Origin of the sequence: Lentibacter sp., from assembly GCF_029254145.1 — a bacterium.
Taxonomy (GTDB): domain Bacteria; phylum Pseudomonadota; class Alphaproteobacteria; order Rhodobacterales; family Rhodobacteraceae; genus Lentibacter.
The window spans coordinates 1-18030 of sequence record NZ_JAQWYD010000078.1; the positions used below are offsets into that span (position 1 = coordinate 1).

General features: G+C 58.4%; 19 protein-coding genes and 1 tRNA gene. 7 read left to right on the plus strand and 13 right to left on the minus strand.

The features are described 5' to 3' along the window. Window positions 1-703: 703 nt before the first annotated feature. The gene (locus tag P8O11_RS09120; protein WP_300293797.1) at window positions 704-1399 is read left to right on the plus strand and encodes an FAD-binding oxidoreductase; all 696 of its coding nucleotides are present in this window, start codon (window positions 704-706) and stop codon (window positions 1397-1399) included. Here P8O11_RS09120 and P8O11_RS09125 read toward each other — a convergent pair. Continuing rightward, entirely contained in the window at window positions 1396-2112 is a 717-nt protein-coding gene (locus P8O11_RS09125; protein WP_300293798.1) for a GntR family transcriptional regulator, read from the minus strand. The genes P8O11_RS09120 and P8O11_RS09125 overlap by 4 nt on opposite strands. Beyond that, window positions 2109-3476: a formimidoylglutamate deiminase gene (locus P8O11_RS09130; RefSeq protein WP_300293799.1), complete on the minus strand. Its 1368-nt coding sequence runs from the start codon at window positions 3474-3476 to the stop codon at window positions 2109-2111. The genes P8O11_RS09125 and P8O11_RS09130 overlap by 4 nt, the downstream gene beginning before the upstream one ends. A gap of 81 nt (window positions 3477-3557) precedes the next feature. On the opposite strand from P8O11_RS09130, the gene hutI reads away from it, so the two are divergent. Genes hutI through hutU form a run of 3 tightly spaced genes read left to right on the plus strand, consistent with a single transcriptional unit; the run spans window position 3558 to window position 7218 of the window. Further along, on the plus strand, window positions 3558-4763 hold the full coding sequence (hutI, locus tag P8O11_RS09135) for an imidazolonepropionase (RefSeq protein WP_300293800.1): 1206 nt from the start codon (window positions 3558-3560) through the stop codon (window positions 4761-4763). Next, window positions 4760-5548 (plus strand): N-formylglutamate deformylase, encoded by a 789-nt coding sequence (gene hutG / locus P8O11_RS09140; protein ID WP_300293801.1) that lies wholly within the window; start codon window positions 4760-4762, stop codon window positions 5546-5548. The genes hutI and hutG overlap by 4 nt, the downstream gene beginning before the upstream one ends. Then, window positions 5545-7218, plus strand: coding sequence for a urocanate hydratase (gene hutU, locus P8O11_RS09145; RefSeq protein ID WP_300293802.1), 1674 nt, complete (start codon window positions 5545-5547; stop codon window positions 7216-7218). The genes hutG and hutU overlap by 4 nt, the downstream gene beginning before the upstream one ends. 236 nt (window positions 7219-7454) lie before the next feature. On the opposite strand, the gene aroQ is transcribed toward hutU, so the two are convergent. The 5 genes from aroQ to P8O11_RS09170 form a co-directional block, all read right to left on the minus strand. Continuing rightward, the gene (aroQ, locus tag P8O11_RS09150; RefSeq protein WP_089892115.1) at window positions 7455-7883 is read right to left on the minus strand and encodes a type II 3-dehydroquinate dehydratase; all 429 of its coding nucleotides are present in this window, start codon (window positions 7881-7883) and stop codon (window positions 7455-7457) included. A gap of 123 nt (window positions 7884-8006) precedes the next feature. Further along, window positions 8007-8414, minus strand: coding sequence for a peptidoglycan-binding protein LysM (gene lysM / locus P8O11_RS09155; protein WP_300293803.1), 408 nt, complete (start codon window positions 8412-8414; stop codon window positions 8007-8009). A gap of 67 nt (window positions 8415-8481) precedes the next feature. Then, complete coding sequence (locus tag P8O11_RS09160; RefSeq protein ID WP_300293804.1) at window positions 8482-10275, minus strand: ABC transporter transmembrane domain-containing protein; 1794 nt, start codon at window positions 10273-10275, stop codon at window positions 8482-8484. An 85-nt stretch (window positions 10276-10360) separates the two neighbouring features. Next, a tRNA-Gly gene (locus P8O11_RS09165) sits at window positions 10361-10434 on the minus strand. Between the two features lie 35 nt (window positions 10435-10469). Next, window positions 10470-11144, minus strand: coding sequence for an SOS response-associated peptidase (locus P8O11_RS09170; protein ID WP_300293805.1), 675 nt, complete (start codon window positions 11142-11144; stop codon window positions 10470-10472). A gap of 111 nt (window positions 11145-11255) precedes the next feature. Between P8O11_RS09170 and maiA the strand changes: the two genes are divergently transcribed. The 3 genes from maiA (at window position 11256) to P8O11_RS09185 (ending at window position 14026) form a co-directional block, all read left to right on the plus strand. Beyond that, window positions 11256-11900, plus strand: coding sequence for a maleylacetoacetate isomerase (gene maiA / locus P8O11_RS09175; protein WP_300293807.1), 645 nt, complete (start codon window positions 11256-11258; stop codon window positions 11898-11900). A gap of 49 nt (window positions 11901-11949) precedes the next feature. Beyond that, entirely contained in the window at window positions 11950-12984 is a 1035-nt protein-coding gene (locus P8O11_RS09180; RefSeq protein ID WP_300293808.1) for a TRAP transporter substrate-binding protein, read from the plus strand. A gap of 112 nt (window positions 12985-13096) precedes the next feature. Beyond that, window positions 13097-14026: a hypothetical protein gene (locus P8O11_RS09185; RefSeq protein WP_300293809.1), complete on the plus strand. Its 930-nt coding sequence runs from the start codon at window positions 13097-13099 to the stop codon at window positions 14024-14026. Here P8O11_RS09185 and P8O11_RS09190 read toward each other — a convergent pair. From P8O11_RS09190 to P8O11_RS09215, 6 genes are all read right to left on the minus strand, one after another. Further along, entirely contained in the window at window positions 14023-14601 is a 579-nt protein-coding gene (locus P8O11_RS09190) for a GNAT family N-acetyltransferase (protein ID WP_300293810.1), read from the minus strand. The two genes, P8O11_RS09185 and P8O11_RS09190, sit on opposite strands and share 4 nt — an antisense overlap. Next, window positions 14601-14996: a ketosteroid isomerase-related protein gene (locus P8O11_RS09195; RefSeq protein ID WP_300293811.1), complete on the minus strand. Its 396-nt coding sequence runs from the start codon at window positions 14994-14996 to the stop codon at window positions 14601-14603. The genes P8O11_RS09190 and P8O11_RS09195 overlap by 1 nt, the downstream gene beginning before the upstream one ends. After that, window positions 14993-15391 (minus strand): low molecular weight phosphatase family protein, encoded by a 399-nt coding sequence (locus tag P8O11_RS09200; RefSeq protein WP_245724441.1) that lies wholly within the window; start codon window positions 15389-15391, stop codon window positions 14993-14995. The genes P8O11_RS09195 and P8O11_RS09200 overlap by 4 nt, the downstream gene beginning before the upstream one ends. Window positions 15392-15457: 66 nt before the next feature. After that, window positions 15458-15937, minus strand: a complete 480-nt coding sequence (locus tag P8O11_RS09205) for a UPF0262 family protein (RefSeq protein WP_300293813.1) — start codon at window positions 15935-15937, stop codon at window positions 15458-15460. A gap of 232 nt (window positions 15938-16169) precedes the next feature. Then, window positions 16170-17474 carry a histidinol dehydrogenase gene (gene hisD / locus P8O11_RS09210; RefSeq protein ID WP_300293814.1) on the minus strand — a complete coding sequence of 435 codons (1305 nt, stop codon included), beginning with the start codon at window positions 17472-17474 and terminating at the stop codon, window positions 16170-16172. 73 nt (window positions 17475-17547) lie between these two features. Next, window positions 17548-18018 carry a DUF2948 family protein gene (locus tag P8O11_RS09215; protein ID WP_300293815.1) on the minus strand — a complete coding sequence of 157 codons (471 nt, stop codon included), beginning with the start codon at window positions 18016-18018 and terminating at the stop codon, window positions 17548-17550. Window positions 18019-18030 lie beyond the last annotated feature (12 nt).

The window sequence follows — 18030 nt, forward strand, 5'->3', positions numbered from 1 at the left end:
TCCGTCTCACATGTATCCCCTGAGCAGCATTCGAATATGTTCGACTTACATACCACGCATTGCTCGTGCCCATGAACAACGACTGTGTTCAGGGGTGACTGACATCTAGGGCATCTTTGTTTATGCTGATTGGCTGGGTGAATTAGGTTGTCCATGTTCAGTACCTATTCCAGACGTCATACTTGAGCCAAACCTTACATGATGAGTTCTGCATCATGTACAAACCGAAATCAGAACCATTGATAGAACAGTATCCCACGACCCTATCGTAGGTCTTGGCTCCAGTGAGTTCACATATGGCCTGTAGTCCCACGAACTGCTTCGCCAATTTAGTTGCTATCTGTCCCTGCCTCTTATCGTTCTCAGGGCAATCCAGGGCTGACAGCCTCACAGCTACGCCATTCACCTCAATTGTATCTCCATCTCTGACATGGGTTACCGTTCCACTGAAGATAGTAGGGCTTGAGGAGGCCTTAGGAGCAACTGCTGGGCCTCTATGACAATGGAAGGGCTGAGAACCTGCGTGACATCCCTGCTTGTTTAAACCACCACTGTGAGACACGGCTTGGGTAGCTAGGGTGATGAGTATTGCTGCAATGTGGACTATCTTCATTGGTGTGGCCTTCAGTCCAAAGTCGTAAATCGACCATTGCTTTCCCATTTCACAATGTCTGTATCTTTTGGAGGCTCAAGGGTGAAGTAAGTGTATTCACTAGCTTGCTTGTACCACTTGTGTAATCGCCTCTTCAAAGCCCGTCGCGGCCAAGTGATCCAAGGCGCGCGCGTCACGGCGCTCGCCCGCGCGAGCGGCCTCTGGCAGGCCCGCGTTGACGGGCTCACAGTCGCAGCTCCCGTACTCATAAACGCGGCAGGCGCCTGGGCCGATCATGTCGGCGCACTCGCAGGCCTGCCCCCCATCGGCCTTCAGCCCACCCGCCGCTCAGCCGCGCTTATGGCCGTACCGCCCGAGTGCCAGCCCCTGACCCACTGGCCACTTTTCGGCTCGGTCGCTGAAGACGGCCAAGGCTGGTATGCCAAACCCGATGGCGAGCGCCTGATGATCTCCCCCGCCGATGAAGACCCTGTAGATCCACATGACGCTTGGCCTGATGATATGGTCCTCGCCGAAGGGCTCTACCGCTTTGAACAGATGGTCAACATTCCACTCGTAAAGCCCAGCCACACATGGGCCGGCCTGCGCAGCTTTGCCCCAGACAGAAGCCCAATTGTCGGGTTTGTCGCGGCCAGCGAGGGCTTCTTCTGGCTGGCGGGCCAAGGCGGCTACGGCGTTCAAACCGCCCCGGCACTCGCCGCGCTCACCCGCGTTCTCGCCACAGGGGCCAAAGCGGGACACCCCGACAGCCTTCTCGCCGCCGCCTCGCCCGCGCGCCTGCGCTAGCTGCCTGTCAAAAGCTGGTATCCTGGCGTCGTCACAGAGCGCACAGTGGTGATCGGACGTTTGCCGATCCACGTGCTGCGCTCAATCACAAGAAGCGCCGCCCCTTCGCTCACTTTGAGCCGCACAGCCATCTCGCCATTGGCATTCACCGCATAAAACCTCAGGTCCATACGGTCATAAGGCTTATGCATGACCAGCCATTCATTCGCGCTCTGCACACTCAGGTCCACATCCACAATCTCGGGACAGGTCCCAAGGCTCACCCAGCGGTCCTCAAGAATAAAGGGCGCATCATCCGCCAGATGCAGCGCCTCAATGTGCAGCATCTCCTCAGGCACAGAAAGTCCGAACGCCGCCGCAACAGGGGCGGGCGTCGTCTCGTGTCCCCGCGCCAGCATCTGATAGCCATAACGCGCGCCCCGCGCCTCAACCTCGACCCGCGTAATAGGAATATCCAACGTCGCCCGCGTCACAGGGTCAGGGCGCACCTGCGTTCCGCCCTTGCGTTTGCGCTCGACAATCCCCGCATCGTTCAGGTCCTGCATCGCGCGCTGCACTGTGGAGCGCGCACAGCCCAACTCCTCAGCAATGTCCTCATCGCGCGGCAGCTTGTCGCCGGGCTTATAGCGACGGCTCAAAACGCGGCTGTGGATTTCGTCGCGAATGTCCTGCCAGCTGCGCCGTGCTGTGCGTGTCTCTGAAACCTGCGTCAAATATCCTGCCCCAACCGTTCCACAACAGCCCGAAACCGATCAGAGATTTCGCGCCGCTTTGCGTGCTCACCGCCTCTTACAACATGTCGCCCCGCAGACCAAACCTCAGAAACACATTTCTGCCCGTGCCCGCCAAAAATAAGGCTATCAAGTGCAATATCCCCTGTGCGGTTGCAGACCCAAGCGTTGTCAGTGCTGATCCCGACCAGATCTGCCCACTGCCCCGCAACAATCGCGCCGCTCTGCCGAGCCGCCGCCTGCGCACCGCCTTTTGAAGCCGCCTCAATCAAGACCCGACCCGTCGAGTGCGCAGCATTGGCAAGCGCGGCGCGCGAGCGGTCACGCAAACGCTGCGAGTATTCCAGAGTCCTCAGCTCGTCAAAGTAAGCAATGTGAATATTGCTGTCTGAGCCAAAGCCAACCCGCCCCCCATAGCCAAGATACTCGACACCGTTGAATATCCCGTCTCCAAGGCTTGATTCCGTAATCGGGCACAGCCCCGCAACAGCACCAGACTTGGCAAGCATTTCTGTCTCGCGCGCGTTCATCTGCGTCGCATGGATCAGACACCAGTGCGCATCTACCTCGTGGTTGTCAAACAGCCACTCCACAGGCCGCGCGCCCCAAGCGGCCTTTACTTCCTTCACTTCGGCCACCTGCTCAGCCAAGTGCATATGGATCGGCCCATTGCCTGCCGTACTGAGCGCCGCTCCCATCCCCGCCGCATCCACCGCGCGCAAAGAATGAGGCGCAACACCGATTGCATAGTCCCCATGGCTCCCGCGCACAGCCTGCGCCGCTGCCTCATGCAACCGCAAATACCCTTCGGGTGTGTTGCCAAAGCGCTGCTGCCCGCCCTGAAGCGCGCGGCTGTCGCAGCCGCCCCACTGATACAGCACAGGCAAAAGCGTCAGGCCTATGCCGACATGCTCCGCTGCTGCAACTATGCGCTCGGAAAGCTCGCCAAGGTTGCTATAGGCCGCGCCTGCAACGTCGTGATGCAAGTAATGAAACTCGGCCACGCCCGCGTAGCCCGCCTCCAGCATCTCAAGGAAAACCTGCGCTGCAATGGCCTCGATGTCCTCGGGCGTGAGGCGGTCAAGGTAGCGATACATCAAGCGCCGCCATGTCCAGAAGCTGTCCGATGGGTCAGGACCGCGCATTTCGGTCAGGCCCGACATCGCCCGCTGAAACGCGTGGCTGTGCAAGTTCACCGCCGCAGGCAAAAGCAAATCCACCGTAGTGTCACAGGCTCCGTCTTGCGCAGTGACCGCCGCGATTCTACCATCCTGGCAAATATGAATAGCACGGTTCTGCGCCCAGCCCTCAGGTGTAAGCATTTGTTTCGCATGAATAACCGTCACAGGAGCGCCTCTCCAAAGCTGGTGTTGACTTTTTATGTAGCTACATATTAATGAGATACGCCGCCAATGCAAGGAGCCATCATGCCCGCGCCCCATGTCTACAAAGAGGCCACTCTCGCCACGATGAAGCCAGAAGCAGGCGACTATGGCCTCATACCAAACGCCGCTCTTGTCACCGCAGGCGGAAAAATTGCGTGGCTCGGCCCGATGGCAGACCTCCCCAAACCATACGCCAGCGTATCCAGCACAAATCTTGCAGGCCGCCTGATCACCCCAGCGCTGATCGATTGCCACACTCATATCGTCCACGGTGGCAACCGAGCGCTTGAATTTGAGATGCGCCTTCAAGGCGCGCGCTACGAAGATATCGCCCGCGCTGGCGGCGGCATAGTCTCAACCGTCACAGCCACGCGTGACGCCAGCGAGACCGACCTCCTCAAAGCGGCGCTCATTCGCGTCGATGCCCTGATCGCGGAGGGCGTCAGCACCATCGAAGTCAAGTCAGGCTACGGCCTCGACATCGACACCGAACTCAAAATGCTCCGCACCGCCCGCCAGATCGCCATACATCGCCCCGTAAGGGTCTTAACAAGCTTTCTCGGCGCCCACGCTGTCCCCAAAGGCGCCAACGCCGATACCTATATCGATGACGTCTGCATCCCCGCGCTCAAAGCTGCTCACGCCGAAGGCCTTGTCGATATGGTCGATGGCTTCTGTGAGGGTATCGCCTTTGACGTCGCCCAAATGACCCGCGTGTTTGACGCCGCAAAAGCCCTCGGCCTGCCCATAAAACTTCACGCCGAACAGCTCAGCAACATCGGCGGCACACAGCTCGCCGCGAAGTATAACGCCCTCTCCGCCGACCATGTGGAATACGCCAGCGAGGCGGACGCGGCGGCCCTCGCCAAGTCAAATACAGTCGCGGTCCTCCTGCCGGGCGCGTTCTACACGCTCCACGAAACCCAAAAACCACCCATTGCCGCCTTCCGCGCCCATGGGGTCCCGATGGCTCTGGCGACCGATTGGAACCCCGGCTCATCCCCCCTCGGCTCGCTTCTCTTAAGCATGAACATGGGTTGCACCCTATTCGACCTCACACCCGCCGAGGCACTCGCAGGCACAACCCGCAACGCCGCCCAAGCGCTCGGCCTCGCAGACAGCGGCACTCTCGCCGCAGGCAAACGCGCCGATCTCGCGATCTGGAATGTGGCGACACCCGCCGAGCTCTCCTACGGCATCGGGATCAACCCGCTCCACGCGCGCATCTTTGCAGGCCAAGCCACATGAGCTTCCTTGAGATCAGCCGTGGCAACAGCCCCCTCCTGCTTGGTCTGCCCCACACGGGAACAGAGCTGCCCGATGACGTGGCGGAAAAGCTCAACGAGAGAGGCCGCGCCCTCGCTGATACAGACTGGCACATTCATACGCTCTATCACGGGCTACTGGAGGACATCACAACCATACGTACCCGTATCCACCGCTACGTGATCGACACCAACCGCGATCCAGCAGGGGCCTCCCTCTATCCGGACCAGAACACAACGACCCTCTGCCCCACAACAGACTTTGACGGCATGCCCATCTACCTTGAGGGTGCGACGCCCGACCAAGCTGAGATCGAGCGCCGCCGTGTCGCCTTCCACGCGCCTTACCACGCCGCCCTTGAAGCCGAGATGGCGCGCATCGCAAGCCTCCACGGCTTCGCAATCCTCTATGATTGCCACTCGATCCGTTCTCACATCCCCTTTCTCTTTGGCGGGACATTGCCTGATTTCAACATCGGCACGAATATGGGGCAAACCTGCGCCCCAAGCATCCAAAGCATGGTCCACACCGCCTGCGCCGCCACGTCCTACACCAAAGTCCTCAACGGCCGCTTCAAAGGCGGATACACCACCCGCCACTATGGCCGCCCAAGTGAAGGCTGGCACGCCATCCAGATGGAGCTGGCCCAATCCACCCACCTCGCCACAGAACGCGCCCCCTTCGGCTATGACACTGCCAAGGCAGCGCGCCTGCGCGTGCCCCTCAAACAAATTCTCACATCGCTGCAAAACTGGAGCCCCACATGAGCAACCCGCGCAAAAACACCCGCGATATCTTTCCGCCCACGGGCCCCAAGCTGAACGCCAAGAGCTGGCTCACAGAAGCGCCCCTGCGCATGCTCATGAACAACCTGCACCCCGATGTGGCAGAAAACCCTCACGAGCTTGTCGTCTATGGTGGCATTGGCCGCGCCGCACGCACTTGGGATGATTTTGACACGATCTGCGCCTCGCTCAAAGACCTTGAGGCAGACGAAACCCTGATCGTGCAGTCAGGCAAACCCGTGGCGATTGTGAAGACACACGCAGACGCCCCCCGCGTCCTCATCGCCAACTCCAATCTTGTTCCGCATTGGGCCAATTGGGATCACTTCAACGAGCTCGATAAAAAGGGCCTCATGATGTATGGCCAGATGACAGCGGGCTCATGGATCTACATCGGAACCCAAGGCATCGTCCAAGGCACATACGAAACCTTTGCCGAAGCAGGCCGCCAGCACTATGGCGGCTCGCTCAAAGGCAAATGGATTCTCACAGGCGGCCTCGGCGGCATGGGCGGCGCACAGCCGCTCGCCGCTGTCTTCGCAGGCGCATGCTGCCTCGCGGTCGAGTGCAACCCCGACAGCATCGACTTCCGCCTGCGCACCAGATACCTCGACGAGCGCGCCGAAACGCTTGATGAGGCGATGGCAATGATCACCCGCTGGACAGCGGCGGGCGAGGCCAAGTCTGTCGGCCTCCTCGGCAACGCGGCCGATGTCTTTGCCGAAATTCACGCGCGCGGCATTCGCCCCGATATCGTCACCGACCAGACAAGCGCGCATGACCCGCTCCACGGCTATCTACCCCAAGGCTGGACCATGGCCGAATGGAAGACAAAACAGGAAACAGCGCCCAAAGAAGTCGAAGCCGCCGCCCGCGCAAGCATGAAAGTGCATGTCAAAGCCATGGTCGATTTCTGGAACGATGGCATCCCGACGCTCGATTACGGCAACAACATCCGCCAGGTCGCCCAAGACGAGGGACTGGAAAACGCCTTCGCCTTCCCGGGCTTCGTCCCTGCCTATATTCGCCCGCTCTTTTGCCGTGGCATTGGCCCGTTCCGCTGGGTGGCCCTGTCGGGCGACCCGGAAGATATCTACAAAACCGATCAGAAGATGAAAGAGCTCTTTCCAGAAAACGAGCATCTGCACAACTGGCTCGACATGGCGCGCGAGCGTATCGCCTTCCAAGGGCTTCCCGCGCGTATCTGCTGGATCGGTCTGGGAGACCGCCACAAAGCCGGCCTCGCGTTTAATGAAATGGTCGCCTCTGGCGAGCTGAAGGCCCCCGTCGTGATCGGCCGCGATCATCTTGATTCAGGCTCTGTTGCCTCGCCCAACCGCGAAACCGAAGCCATGAAAGACGGCTCAGATGCGGTGTCGGACTGGCCACTTCTCAACGCACTGGTCAACACGGCTTCAGGCGCGACATGGGTGTCACTGCACCATGGTGGCGGCGTCGGTATGGGTTTTAGCCAGCACTCGGGCGTGGTCATCTGCGCAGACGGAACACCCGAAGCCGCCAAGCGCCTCGAACGTGTCCTCTGGAATGACCCCGCCTCGGGCGTCTGGCGTCACGCCGATGCAGGATATGAGGAGGCGCTCGACTGCGCCCGCGTCAACAAGCTCCGCCTGCCCGGCATTCTTGGCAATTGAGCCCATAGGGTGTGCAGTCTCTGCGCACCCGACATACCTGCCGTCTCCCCACCGCACGCAACGTTACCTAATTTTCTCTTACCAAAATCGCCATTCAGGCGGTGTACGGGTTGTGCACGCTTTTCACCCCCCTCAATCTGGCGGCCAAAAGCAGCGTTAACCATTCAAAACGCAGCCCTAGGATTTGCCTAAGCAAAGCCTGCTAGACTTACCAAAACCTGAGAAAAATCAAGCGTCTAAAGCTGCCCCAAGGCCCACTCCAGCCCTTCAACATATCCCGCCACACCATGACCAACGATCACATGATCAGCTCGCAAACTGACGTAAGAATGATGGCGAAACGCCTCCCGCTTGTGCACATCCGAGATATGGACCTCAACGACAGGCCCGTCAAAAGCGCTGAGCGCGTCTAGGATTGCCACAGACGTATGCGTATAGGCCGCAGGGTTGATCACTATCGCACTCGCCGCATCACGCGCCTCTTGGATCCAGTCCACAAGTACGCCTTCATGGTTGCTTTGACGAAAGTCGACAACTGCGTTTGGCGCGGCTTTGCGGCACATAGCCTCCACATCTGCGAGCGTATCAGAGCCATAGATTTCAGGCTCCCGCTTCCCCAGCAGGTTGAGGTTGGGTCCGTTCAAAACAAAGATGGTCTGCGCCATGATGCGTCCTTTTCAGCTTGCCCCCGACAGTGGCCAGAACATACCAAAAGTGCAAGCCAGACATGCCAAGGGCCCCCACATATCTTGCAGAGGCCCTTAATTTTGTGGTGCTTTACGAAAGCTTCAGTCCTGGGGGATGCGCAGCACCTGACCTGGGTAAATCTTGTCTGGATCCGAAAGCATTGGCTTGTTGGCTTCAAAAATCTCCATATAGCGTGAGCCTTTGCCCAGCGCCTTTTCAGAGACAGCCCAGAGCGTATCGCCCTTTTCAACGGTGTGGAAATTGGCTTCGCCCGCGTCGTCTTCGAGTTCGGCCACGCCATCAACATTGCCAACAGCGAGGATTACTTTTTCGCGCATTTCCTCAGAAACAGCGTTCCCCGTGACTTTGACTTTGTCGCCTTCAATCACGATGTCGAGGCCCTCGGCATCAAGCCCGAGATCCGCAACTTCTTTCTTCAAATCATCGGCGGTTGGTTCTTCACTCTTGAGGCGTTTGCCCGAGCGCTTGAAAAAACTGAAAAGACCCATCTGGCCCTCCTTTACTCATATACAAACCAGACTTTGGGCGATCAGCGCGCCCCCTGCAAGGGGGAAATCACGCCGCCTCGGCCCCATCCGTAAACTGAAGCCGCGCCAGTCGCGCATAGAGCCCGTTTTCCGCGACAAGCGCATCATGCGTACCCTCAGCCACAACCGCTCCGTCCTGCATCACAACGATACGGTCTGCTTTTTTGACTGTCGCCAAACGGTGCGCCACGATCAATGTGGTGCGGTTCTTTGAGAGATGCTCAACAGCCTCCTGCACAGCGCGTTCGCTCTCTGCATCAAGAGCCGATGTGGCCTCATCCAACAGCAGCACAGGCGCATCCCGCAAAATCGCCCGTGCAATCGCTACGCGTTGCTTCTGCCCCCCCGAGAGCATCACGCCGCGCTCGCCAAGCTTGGTGTCATAGCCCTCGCTCAGGCCCTCGATAAACTCGTGTGCCGCCGCAGCCTTGGCGGCCGCCTCAACCTCAGCATCGCTTGCCTCTGGGCGGCCAAAGCGAATGTTGTCGCGCGCGCTGCCCGAGAAGATCACAGGGTCTTGCGGCACCACAGCGATCTGGCTGCGGAAATCTTCCCGATGCATCTCGCGCAGGTCCACACCGTCGAGCTTGATCGCCCCCTCCTGTGGATCATAAAACCGCTGGATCATTTGCATTACAGTGGTTTTGCCAGCCCCTGACGGGCCAACAAAAGCAACGGTCTCACCTGGTTTCACAGCAAGGCTCACCGCATCCAGCGCCTGACGATCAGGCCGCGACGGATAGGCAAAGCTGACACTCTCAAAGCGGACATCGCCCTTCAAAGGCGCAGGGCAATCCTTGGGCGCAGCGGGATCATTCACTTTATCTGTGGCATTCAAAAGCTCCACAAGCCGCTCTGTCGCGCCAGCCGCGCGCTGCAACTCGCCCCAGATTTCCGAAAGCGCAGCAACCGCACCGGCAACCATGATTGCATAAATCACAAACTGCACCAACGCACCCGAGCTCATCTGATCCGCACGCACATCCCGCGTCCCGATCCAGAGAACCCCGACAACGCCAGCAAAGACCAAAAACATCACCGCGACGGTCATAATCGAGCGCACTGTGATACGCTGCTTCGCCACCTCAAAACTCTTCTCTGTCACGTTAGAAAAGTCCCGCCGTGCCACGCTTTCCTGCGCAAAGCTCTGGACCGTCTGAACCGCGCTCAGAGTTTCTGCCGCCTGCCCCGATGAGGCCGCAATCCAGTCTTGGTTTTCGCGGCTCAGCACACGCAAGCGCCGGCCCAGCGTCAGAATCGGCACAACCACGAGCGGCACGATCAACAACACAAGCCCCGTGAGCTTGGCGCTTGTGAAGAGCATCAGAATCATTCCGCCCAAGAATATCAGCACATTGCGCAGCGCCACCGAAACCGACGAGCCAATCACCGATTGGATCAAGGTGGTATCCGTTGTGATGCGGCTCAGGATTTCGCCTGTCATCACGGTCTCATAAAAGCTCGGCGACAGCCCGATCACGCGATCAAACACAGCTTTGCGGATATCGGCCACAACGCGCTCTCCCAGCCGAGTGACAAGCGCATAGCGTAGCCCCGTGCCCAGAGCGAGAAGAGCAGCGACGCCGATCGCCGCGACAAAATAAAGATCCAGTATCTCGACATTTTCGGTGCTGAAGTTGTCAATCACACGGCGCACAGCCAGCGGCAAAGTGAGCGAGAGCGCCGCCGTCAGCATCAGCGCCAGAATAGCCGCAACAACTAGTCCACGGTAAGGCGCCATAAATGGCATCAACGCCTTTAACGCAGCCACGTCCTTCGTGCCCGCGCGCTCTTCGCCACCTTTTACTGTTGTTCGTGCCATCTTTTACGCGCCTTTCAAGTCTAGCGCTTTTTGAAGGTCCAAGGCAGGGCCGTCAAGCATTCAACTGTGGCGATGTAAGATGATTTGGAGCGGGCGGCGGGAATCGAACCCGCGTCATTAGCTTGGAAGGCTAAGGTCTTACCACTACACAACGCCCGCTTCGATGGCAGCAATATCGGCTGCTTGCGGGAGCGTCAAGCGCCCTCGTCGCCCTCCCACGGTTCTATCAGCTCAGACCCCTCTGAACGGTTGCTATTGATCATGCGGCTGACCCGATGGGTGATGAGCACATCTTCCTCTGCAGGTAGCATCAGCCGAGCCGCACCCTGCCCTTCTTCGCCAAGCCATTTGCCCCAATCCTCGCGTTCCAGAATCACTGGCATCCTGTGGTGCACCCGTCCCGTCAGCTCGTTTGACGCGATCGTCACCATCGCGCAGGTTGCGATCGGCCCGTCATCGCTTTCCCACTCCTGCCAGATCCCGGCCAATGCCATTGGATCACTGTCGCGGCGCACATAGTACCAAGGAAGTTTCACACCGCTCGCCGAAGCCCATTCGTAATATCCACTCGCAGGGATGATACAGCGCCGCGCCCGCGCTGCACTTTTAAAAGCGGGCTTATCCGCCAGTGTCTCAGCCCTTGCATTGATCAGCAGAGGCCCCGCATTCGTAGCCTTGTACCACGTTGGAATAAACCCCCAGCGCATGCCAACCAAGGCGCGCCCCTCACCGCTCATGCGCACCACATGCACTGGATCGGTCGGGCAAATATTGTAGTTTGGAACTGCAGGCAAACTGTTGGCTGGCAAAGCCGAAAAGAGCTTTGCCATTGAATCGCTTGGAAGGCCAACTGCAATACGTCCACACATAGATCAAAGCTAGAGCACTCGTGAGAGGGGTAAAAGCGATGAAACAATTTTGTTGCCTTTGACATACATGTTACATATTTATCTAAAATAAATTGGGAGGCGTAACACGTTATGGAATTCTACGGATACTTTCGCAGTTCGAGTTCTTATCGCTGCCGCATCGCGTTCAACCTGAAGGGCGTTGAACCGCACTTCCAACCTGTGCACCTCAAAAACGGCGCACAGCATGAACCTGCTTTCAAAGCACTTAATCCACAAGGGCTTCTTCCCGCGCTCGTGACGGATGAAGGCGATGTTCTGATACAGTCTCTGGCCATTCTCGAATGGCTAGACGAAACGCATCCAAATACGCCGATTCTGTCCAAAAACCTTGTGACACGCGCCAAAGAACGCGGCTTCGCACAAGTCATCGCCTGTGAGGTACACCCGCTGCAAAACCTAAGGGTTCTCAAATACCTGACAGGTGATCTCGGCCTAGACGAAGCCGCCAAAGACGCGTGGCTCGTACGCTGGCTGCGCGACGGGCTTGAAGCCTGCGAAGGCCTCCTTGCCCAGCGCGACGAGCAGAGCGAATTTTGCTTTGGTGATACACCCGGCCTTGCCGATATCTGCCTCGTGCCACAGGTCTTTTCCGCAGAGCGTTTTGGCATTCCTTATGCCGATCTACCGCATATTTCCGCCGTATACGCCGCTTGTCAGTCGCTCTCAGCGTTTGACAAAGCTGCGCCAAAGAACCAGCCTGATTTCGAAGCCTGAAGCTCGAATCTCTGGGCCAACCAGACGTGTCAAAAAAGGGAGTAAAAACATGTCACTTATGAAAAACGCACTCAAAGGGTTTGCCGTTGCCGCAGCCCTCGCAATGACAGGAGCGTCCGCACAGGCGCAAGACGTCACACTGAAGTTCCACCAGTTCCTGCCACAACAAGCCAACGTGCCAAAGCTGATCATCGACCCTTGGATTCAGCGTGTCGAAGAAGCCTCAGGTGGTAAGATCAAGATTGACCACTTCCCCTCCATGCAGCTCGGCGGCAAGCCACCAGAGCTCATCGGTCAGGTGCAGGACGGCGTTGCAGATATCGTCTGGACAGTTCTCGGCTACACACCAGGCCGCTTCCCGCAGGCCGAAGTCTTTGAACTTCCCTTCATGATGAACAACGCCGAGGCCACATCACGCGCCTTCTGGCACTTCGCCGAAGCCAATATGTTCGACACGGACCTCAAGGATTTTAAAATCCTCGCGACATTCGTCCACGGCCCAGGCCTTATCCACTCCAACAAACCAATCACAAGCGTAGCAGACCTCAACGGCGTCAAGCTGCGCGCGCCCACACGCGTCATCAACCAGATGGTCTCGGGCCTCGGCGCAACACCTGTTGGGATGCCTGTGCCAGCTATTCCTGAAGCCCTCTCCAAAGGCGTGATCGACGCGACAGTGATCCCATGGGAAGTCACAGCTGCTTTGAAAGTCCCAGAGCTTGTCGGAAACCACACAGAATTCGGCACAGAGGCGCTCTACACAACTGCTTTCGTCTTCGCGATGAACAAGCAGAAGTATGAAGGCCTCTCAGACGAGCTCAAAGCCGCGCTCGACAGCCAGTCAGGCGCCGATCTTTCAGCCCTCGCAGGCAAGCTGATGCAAGGCGCTGACGCAGGTGGCCGTGAAGCTGCAGCCGCCAATGGCAACAACATCATCACCCTGACAGACGCGCAAGTCGCAGAGTGGAAAGAAGCTTCAAGCGGCGTTGCTACAAGCTGGGTCGAAGACATGAACAGCAAAGGCTTTGATGGCCAAGCTTTGCTTGATCAAGCCAAGTCGCTGATCAAAGAGAACGGCATGTAAGCTTTTATGAGCTGAAACCATAAGCCGCGGCAGCCCAGAGTTGCCGCGGTTTTTTTGTGCGTTGTCACCTCCGCGCGACATCGGCTAAACTCGCGGAAAGACAGGTCAGCCCATGTTTCCCATCAGTTCCGAAGCGCTCTACATCTGCGGCTTTGCCGCCTTCTTTGCCACTTGCGCAGTTTTCTTTCTTGGGGTCCCCCGAAGACGCTGGCTTCTTTTTCTGCCGTTCGGTCTGCTCCTCGCATTGGCCGTTTTGCTCTTGCCCTACTCCAAAGTGGGTTGGAACGCCTTCGCCCAGATCCTTGCGATCGGGCTTCTGGCCTTTCTGCTAGTCTGTGCCGCAGGTTGGTCCGTTGCGCTTCACTACGCCTTCAAATGGTGGCTGCCGCGCTGGCAGGCGTTCAGATACCTGCTCGCCGTTCTTCCCGCAGTGGCCGTCGCAGGCGCGGCCGTTATCTCTCAAACCGTTCCACGCTCGGCCTGTTCTGAAGGCCCGCTCTTGCTCACGCTCGGGCCGCATAGCTTTGCCGTGCCTCGCTCGAGAGAAGTTATGGTGCGGGTCGTGCAAAGCGATCCGAAAGACAAGCGCCAGTTCTATTACAGCCAGCATCGTGACCATAAATCAGACCTGCAGAGCCTGTGTAAGCTGAGCCAGAACGGCATAAAGCCGATTGCCATCACAGAGCTCTGGGCCACGAGCGAACCTTTTCAGAGCATCACCACACACTTCCCCGGAGATCGGCGCATCATGATTTTGCTCGACTCTCACTTTACGAATGACATGTATGGCGGGCCGTATCACGACATCAACAATCTCCCCGAAATCGCGCTTCAAGACGGCGCGCTGACACGCGGCGACGCGGACAATGGCGCGGTCTGCCGCGCCAAAACAGCTTATCGTTATTGCTCAGTCTGGACGCGCCTTTCGGCCGGCGCAAGAATAAGCGCGCATGACGAGCCCAACAGAGGCCGCGCTGACGCGGAGGTCTTGACCGATCTGGAGAGCGCGATGGAGGCTTTGCTCCAAGAAATCAGCCCCTAGAGCGCGCACATCCAGAATTGTAGCGGCTTAAGGCTCTCCATGTCCTCACAAATATCCCGCCAGCCAAACTGCGCAACAGCGCCTTCAAGCGGCTTATACCCCCGCCCGCGCCAGAAGGCATCAAGCGGGCGGTAGCCCTCAGGCTTCAAAGGGTGATCCCCCCGCACAACCGCGCAAAAGGCGGCTTTGCCAAAGCCCAGCTCTCGCGCATGAGCTTCGCGCACATCAAAGAAAGCGTGGCCCATCCCACGCCCGCGAAACTCGGGCAACAGAACCGACTCCGCACAGTAGAACACGTCCCCGAGATCAATTTCGCTGTCTGCAAACGCGGCCGCAAAATCATCGGCATGCGCCGCAAGCGGCATCCCGGTGGCCGCGCCCACAAGCCGCGCACCGTCAAACGCCCCCACGACAACAGCCTCGCGGTTCGCGCGATAAGGCTCCAGATACCGCCGCTCATAGGCAAAATCGCCATCATACAAATAGGGATAGGCCCGAAACACCTCGATCCTGAGCCGCGCCACATCATCAAGCGCGCACTCAAGGGCGTCGCCTGTCAGCACCTCAACCCGCATCAGTGGCTCACTTGCGCCACCCAGTCGGCGAGGTTGTAATAGGTCACAACACGGCTGATCTTATCGCCCTCAAGGCTAAAAAAAGACCCCGCAGGCAAGCGATAGCTTTGTCCATTGGCCTCGGGCAAGCCGCTGTCTGTGGCAAGATAGGTGCCGTTTACAATATATTCCGCTGCAGCCCGAGTGCCGCCTTCTGCCTCAAATACCACCATATCGGTCAGCTCTTCTTGGTAGCAGCGGTTCATATGCGCGCAAAACTCGGCAAACAGCGCCTTGCCGCGCCGCACCTGCCCCTCGTTCACATGATGCGCCACGTCGTCCGCGAGACATGCCAGCATCCCCTCGGTGTCGCCCGCGTTAAACGCGGCGAAATAGGCTTCAACAGTTTTGCTCATGTGCCCTCCTGAGGCGCACCCCAATGCGCCGTAATCTGAGCGATAATCTGGTCACGCGCCTCGCGATACGCGGCCAGCTTGGCCTCACGTCCTTCGCCCTTGGCAGTAGGGTCCATGATCGGCCAATACTCAAGATCGGTATGAAAGCCCTTGGTCAGGCTCTCGGCCAGATTGCGGCTCGTTGGCGACAAAGCCACCACCACATCAAAAGAGCTGAGCACCTCGCCCATCTCTTCCATCTCTTCAAAGCTGCGCGAGCGATGGCGTGAAATTTCCACCCCGAGCTCCTCGCAAACCGCTACGCAAAACCCGTCAATCTCCAGATCATTGCGCACGCCTGCGGATTGGACATATGTGCCCGAGCCGTAAAACTTCTTCATCAAGCCTTCCGCCATAGGCGAGCGCACTGCATTATGATCGCAGCAAAACAACACCGATTGCGGAAGCTTATTCCCCAAACCCTAGCCCCCGAAATGTAGAACGCAGACGAGTGTAAAAAGCCGCCGCGCCGTGTCATTGTCGACTTCGGCTTTGCCCTCAAGACGTTCCGCCAAGATGCGCGCGCCCTCATTGTGAATGCCGCGCCGCGCCATATCGATCGTTTCAATCTGACTGGGTGGCATCGTCTTTACGGCGTCAAAATAGCTCTCGCAAATCTGCCAATAGTCTTTCACAACCTGGCGAAATGGCGACAGCGAGAGATGAAACTCCGCCGCCTTATCCTCAGCCTCGGTCAAAACATCAAAGACAAGCCGCTTGTCACGGATCGAAAGCCCCACATGGTAGGGCCCTTCTGGGACAGCACGCTCGTCGCGCTTGGGCAGCGTGAAGACATTTTCTTCCAGCAAATCATAGATTGCCACCTTCCGCTCCTGCTCGATCTCCGGCGTCGGCGGCGGCAGGTTGCTGTCATCCAGCTCAATGTGAGAAATCCGCGACATCATCATGCGCCTTCCACTTCACTTAACGTCCCCACGCGCAGGCCCGCGCGTTTCACCAAATCTAGCGCGCACCCCACCGATTGCAACGACAAGCATGCGACAAACAGCGCAAAAAGCTGCCGCCAGACCCTTTTTCTTTCTCTAAATATCCTGGGGGGAGCGCGAGGGGGGCTAAGCCCCCCTCGCCCGGGCGATTTGGCGCAGCCAAAGCGCAACCCAAACTGCCGCGCGCTCAGAGTTCGTTCAAATGATTCAATCGCGCCCGAACACTGAGACCGTGCGCTTCAAGGCTTTCAGATATCGCCAGCGTTTCCGCCGCAGGTCCGATCGCACGCAAAGCGGCAGGGGTCATTTTCGCCAGCGTTGTGCGTTTTACAAAATCCATCACCGACAGACCAGAAGAGAACCGCGCCGAGCGCGCAGTCGGCAAGACATGGTTCGGCCCACCGACATAATCACCAATCGCTTCAGGCGTCCAAGCGCCAAGGAAGATTGCTCCCGCATGGGTAATCTGCTCACTCAGCCCATCAGGGTCCGCCACACAAAGCTCCAGATGCTCGGGCGCAATACGGTTGGAAAGCGCGGCCGCAACGTCAAGATCAGGCACAAGAATGACCGCGCCGTAATCGCGCCAGCTCTTACCCGCAATTTCGCGCCGCTCCAGCGTGAGCAAATGCCGCTCGATTGCCGCCTCCACAGCCTTCGCCATAGCACGGTCAGTGGTGATAAGGATCGATTGAGCACTCTCGTCGTGCTCGGCCTGTGAAAGCATATCCAGCGCAATCCAGTCAGGGTCGTTGTCCCCGTCGGCAATCACCAAAATCTCGCTGGGTCCTGCGATCATATCAATGCCGACCTTGCCAAAAACCCGCCGCTTGGCCGCCGCAACAAAGGCGTTGCCAGGCCCCGTAATCTTATCAACAGACGCTATGCTCGTGGTTCCGTACGCCAGCGCCGCAACAGCCTGCGCCCCACCGATACGATAAATTTCATCGACGCCAGCGAGCCGGGCGGCAAGCAAAACGAGCGGATTGGCCACCCCGTCAGGTGTGGGAACAGTGATCGCCAGCCGCTCAACCCCCGCCACTTTCGCGGGGATCGCGTTCATCAAGACAGACGAGGGGTAAGACGCCAGCCCCCCCGGCACATACAGGCCGGCTGCGCTCACGGGCGTCCAGCGCCAACCAAGTGTTGCACCACTTTCGTCCACCCAGCTCGCATCTTCAGGCATCTGGCGCGCGTGGTAGGCGCGGATGCGCTCAGCCGCAAGCTCCAGTGCCTCTCGCTCATGCTGGGGAACCTCTGCAATCAACGCCTCAATCTCCTCAGGCGCAAAGCGCAGAGTTTCAGGCGTCAGCGTCAGACGATCAAAGCGTTCGGTGAGCTCAATAACGGCCGCATCTCCGCGCGCGCGCACATCCGCAATAATCTCGGCAACAGCCGCGTCCACATCAGGGCTGTCCTCACGTTTCGCCCCCAAAAGGGCGGCAAACTGCTCTTCAAAGTCTGGCGTTGTCGCGTCAAGAAACTGTGGCATGGGTCATCCTTCCAAGGCTTGCGCCCGTCTTAGCCCCAGATACCACCGCCCTCAAGCGCCAGATGTGTCGCAGTCAGCTCTCGTGGCTTGGGGTTTTCTTTGACGGAGCCACATAAGGCCGCGTCACATCCTTGAGTGTGACTTCAAGCGCTTCACAATCAAGACGGATCGCGCCGTCGCCCGCGAGCGTCAGAACAAGCATGCCTGAAGGAGTCTCGCCCGCCTCCCACTCCATCGTAAGGAGCGACAGAACCGTTTCCTTATCGTCCCGTTCAAGCCCCTGTGTGGCCACACCCAACACAGTGTCAAACGCGAGCAACGCCTGCACCCGCTCAGGAGCATGGCGGGCTCGGGATTTATCTTCCCAGCGGAACCGATTGACGAGCAAGGCAAAGCGGCGCGCCTTGCTGTCATATTTCATCTCGGTGACCGGAAAGACAGCGTCCTGCACAAGAGCCGAAATCACCTTCAGGTCGTCCGTATCCATCGCCCCAAGGTTCAGCGGGCGCTCGGCTCCATCTTCAAAGCTTGCATCGCGGCTCATGGCGCTTTCACC

Coding starts and splice junctions, on each gene's coding strand:
- hutI (WP_300293800.1), top strand. CDS start 3,558: ATGCCCGCGCCCCATGTCTACAAAGAGGCCACTCTCGCCACGATGAAG.
- hutG (WP_300293801.1), top strand. CDS start 4,760: ATGAGCTTCCTTGAGATCAGCCGTGGCAACAGCCCCCTCCTGCTTGGT.
- hutU (WP_300293802.1), top strand. CDS start 5,545: ATGAGCAACCCGCGCAAAAACACCCGCGATATCTTTCCGCCCACGGGC.
- aroQ (WP_089892115.1), bottom strand. CDS start 7,883: ATGGCGCAGACCATCTTTGTTTTGAACGGACCCAACCTCAACCTGCTG.
- lysM (WP_300293803.1), bottom strand. CDS start 8,414: ATGGGTCTTTTCAGTTTTTTCAAGCGCTCGGGCAAACGCCTCAAGAGT.
- P8O11_RS09160 (WP_300293804.1), bottom strand. CDS start 10,275: ATGGCACGAACAACAGTAAAAGGTGGCGAAGAGCGCGCGGGCACGAAG.
- P8O11_RS09170 (WP_300293805.1), bottom strand. CDS start 11,144: ATGTGTGGACGTATTGCAGTTGGCCTTCCAAGCGATTCAATGGCAAAG.
- maiA (WP_300293807.1), top strand. CDS start 11,256: ATGGAATTCTACGGATACTTTCGCAGTTCGAGTTCTTATCGCTGCCGC.
- P8O11_RS09180 (WP_300293808.1), top strand. CDS start 11,950: ATGTCACTTATGAAAAACGCACTCAAAGGGTTTGCCGTTGCCGCAGCC.
- P8O11_RS09185 (WP_300293809.1), top strand. CDS start 13,097: ATGTTTCCCATCAGTTCCGAAGCGCTCTACATCTGCGGCTTTGCCGCC.
- P8O11_RS09190 (WP_300293810.1), bottom strand. CDS start 14,601: ATGCGGGTTGAGGTGCTGACAGGCGACGCCCTTGAGTGCGCGCTTGAT.
- P8O11_RS09195 (WP_300293811.1), bottom strand. CDS start 14,996: ATGAGCAAAACTGTTGAAGCCTATTTCGCCGCGTTTAACGCGGGCGAC.
- P8O11_RS09200 (WP_245724441.1), bottom strand. CDS start 15,391: ATGGCGGAAGGCTTGATGAAGAAGTTTTACGGCTCGGGCACATATGTC.
- P8O11_RS09205 (WP_300293813.1), bottom strand. CDS start 15,937: ATGTCGCGGATTTCTCACATTGAGCTGGATGACAGCAACCTGCCGCCG.
- hisD (WP_300293814.1), bottom strand. CDS start 17,474: ATGCCACAGTTTCTTGACGCGACAACGCCAGACTTTGAAGAGCAGTTT.
- P8O11_RS09215 (WP_300293815.1), bottom strand. CDS start 18,018: ATGAGCCGCGATGCAAGCTTTGAAGATGGAGCCGAGCGCCCGCTGAAC.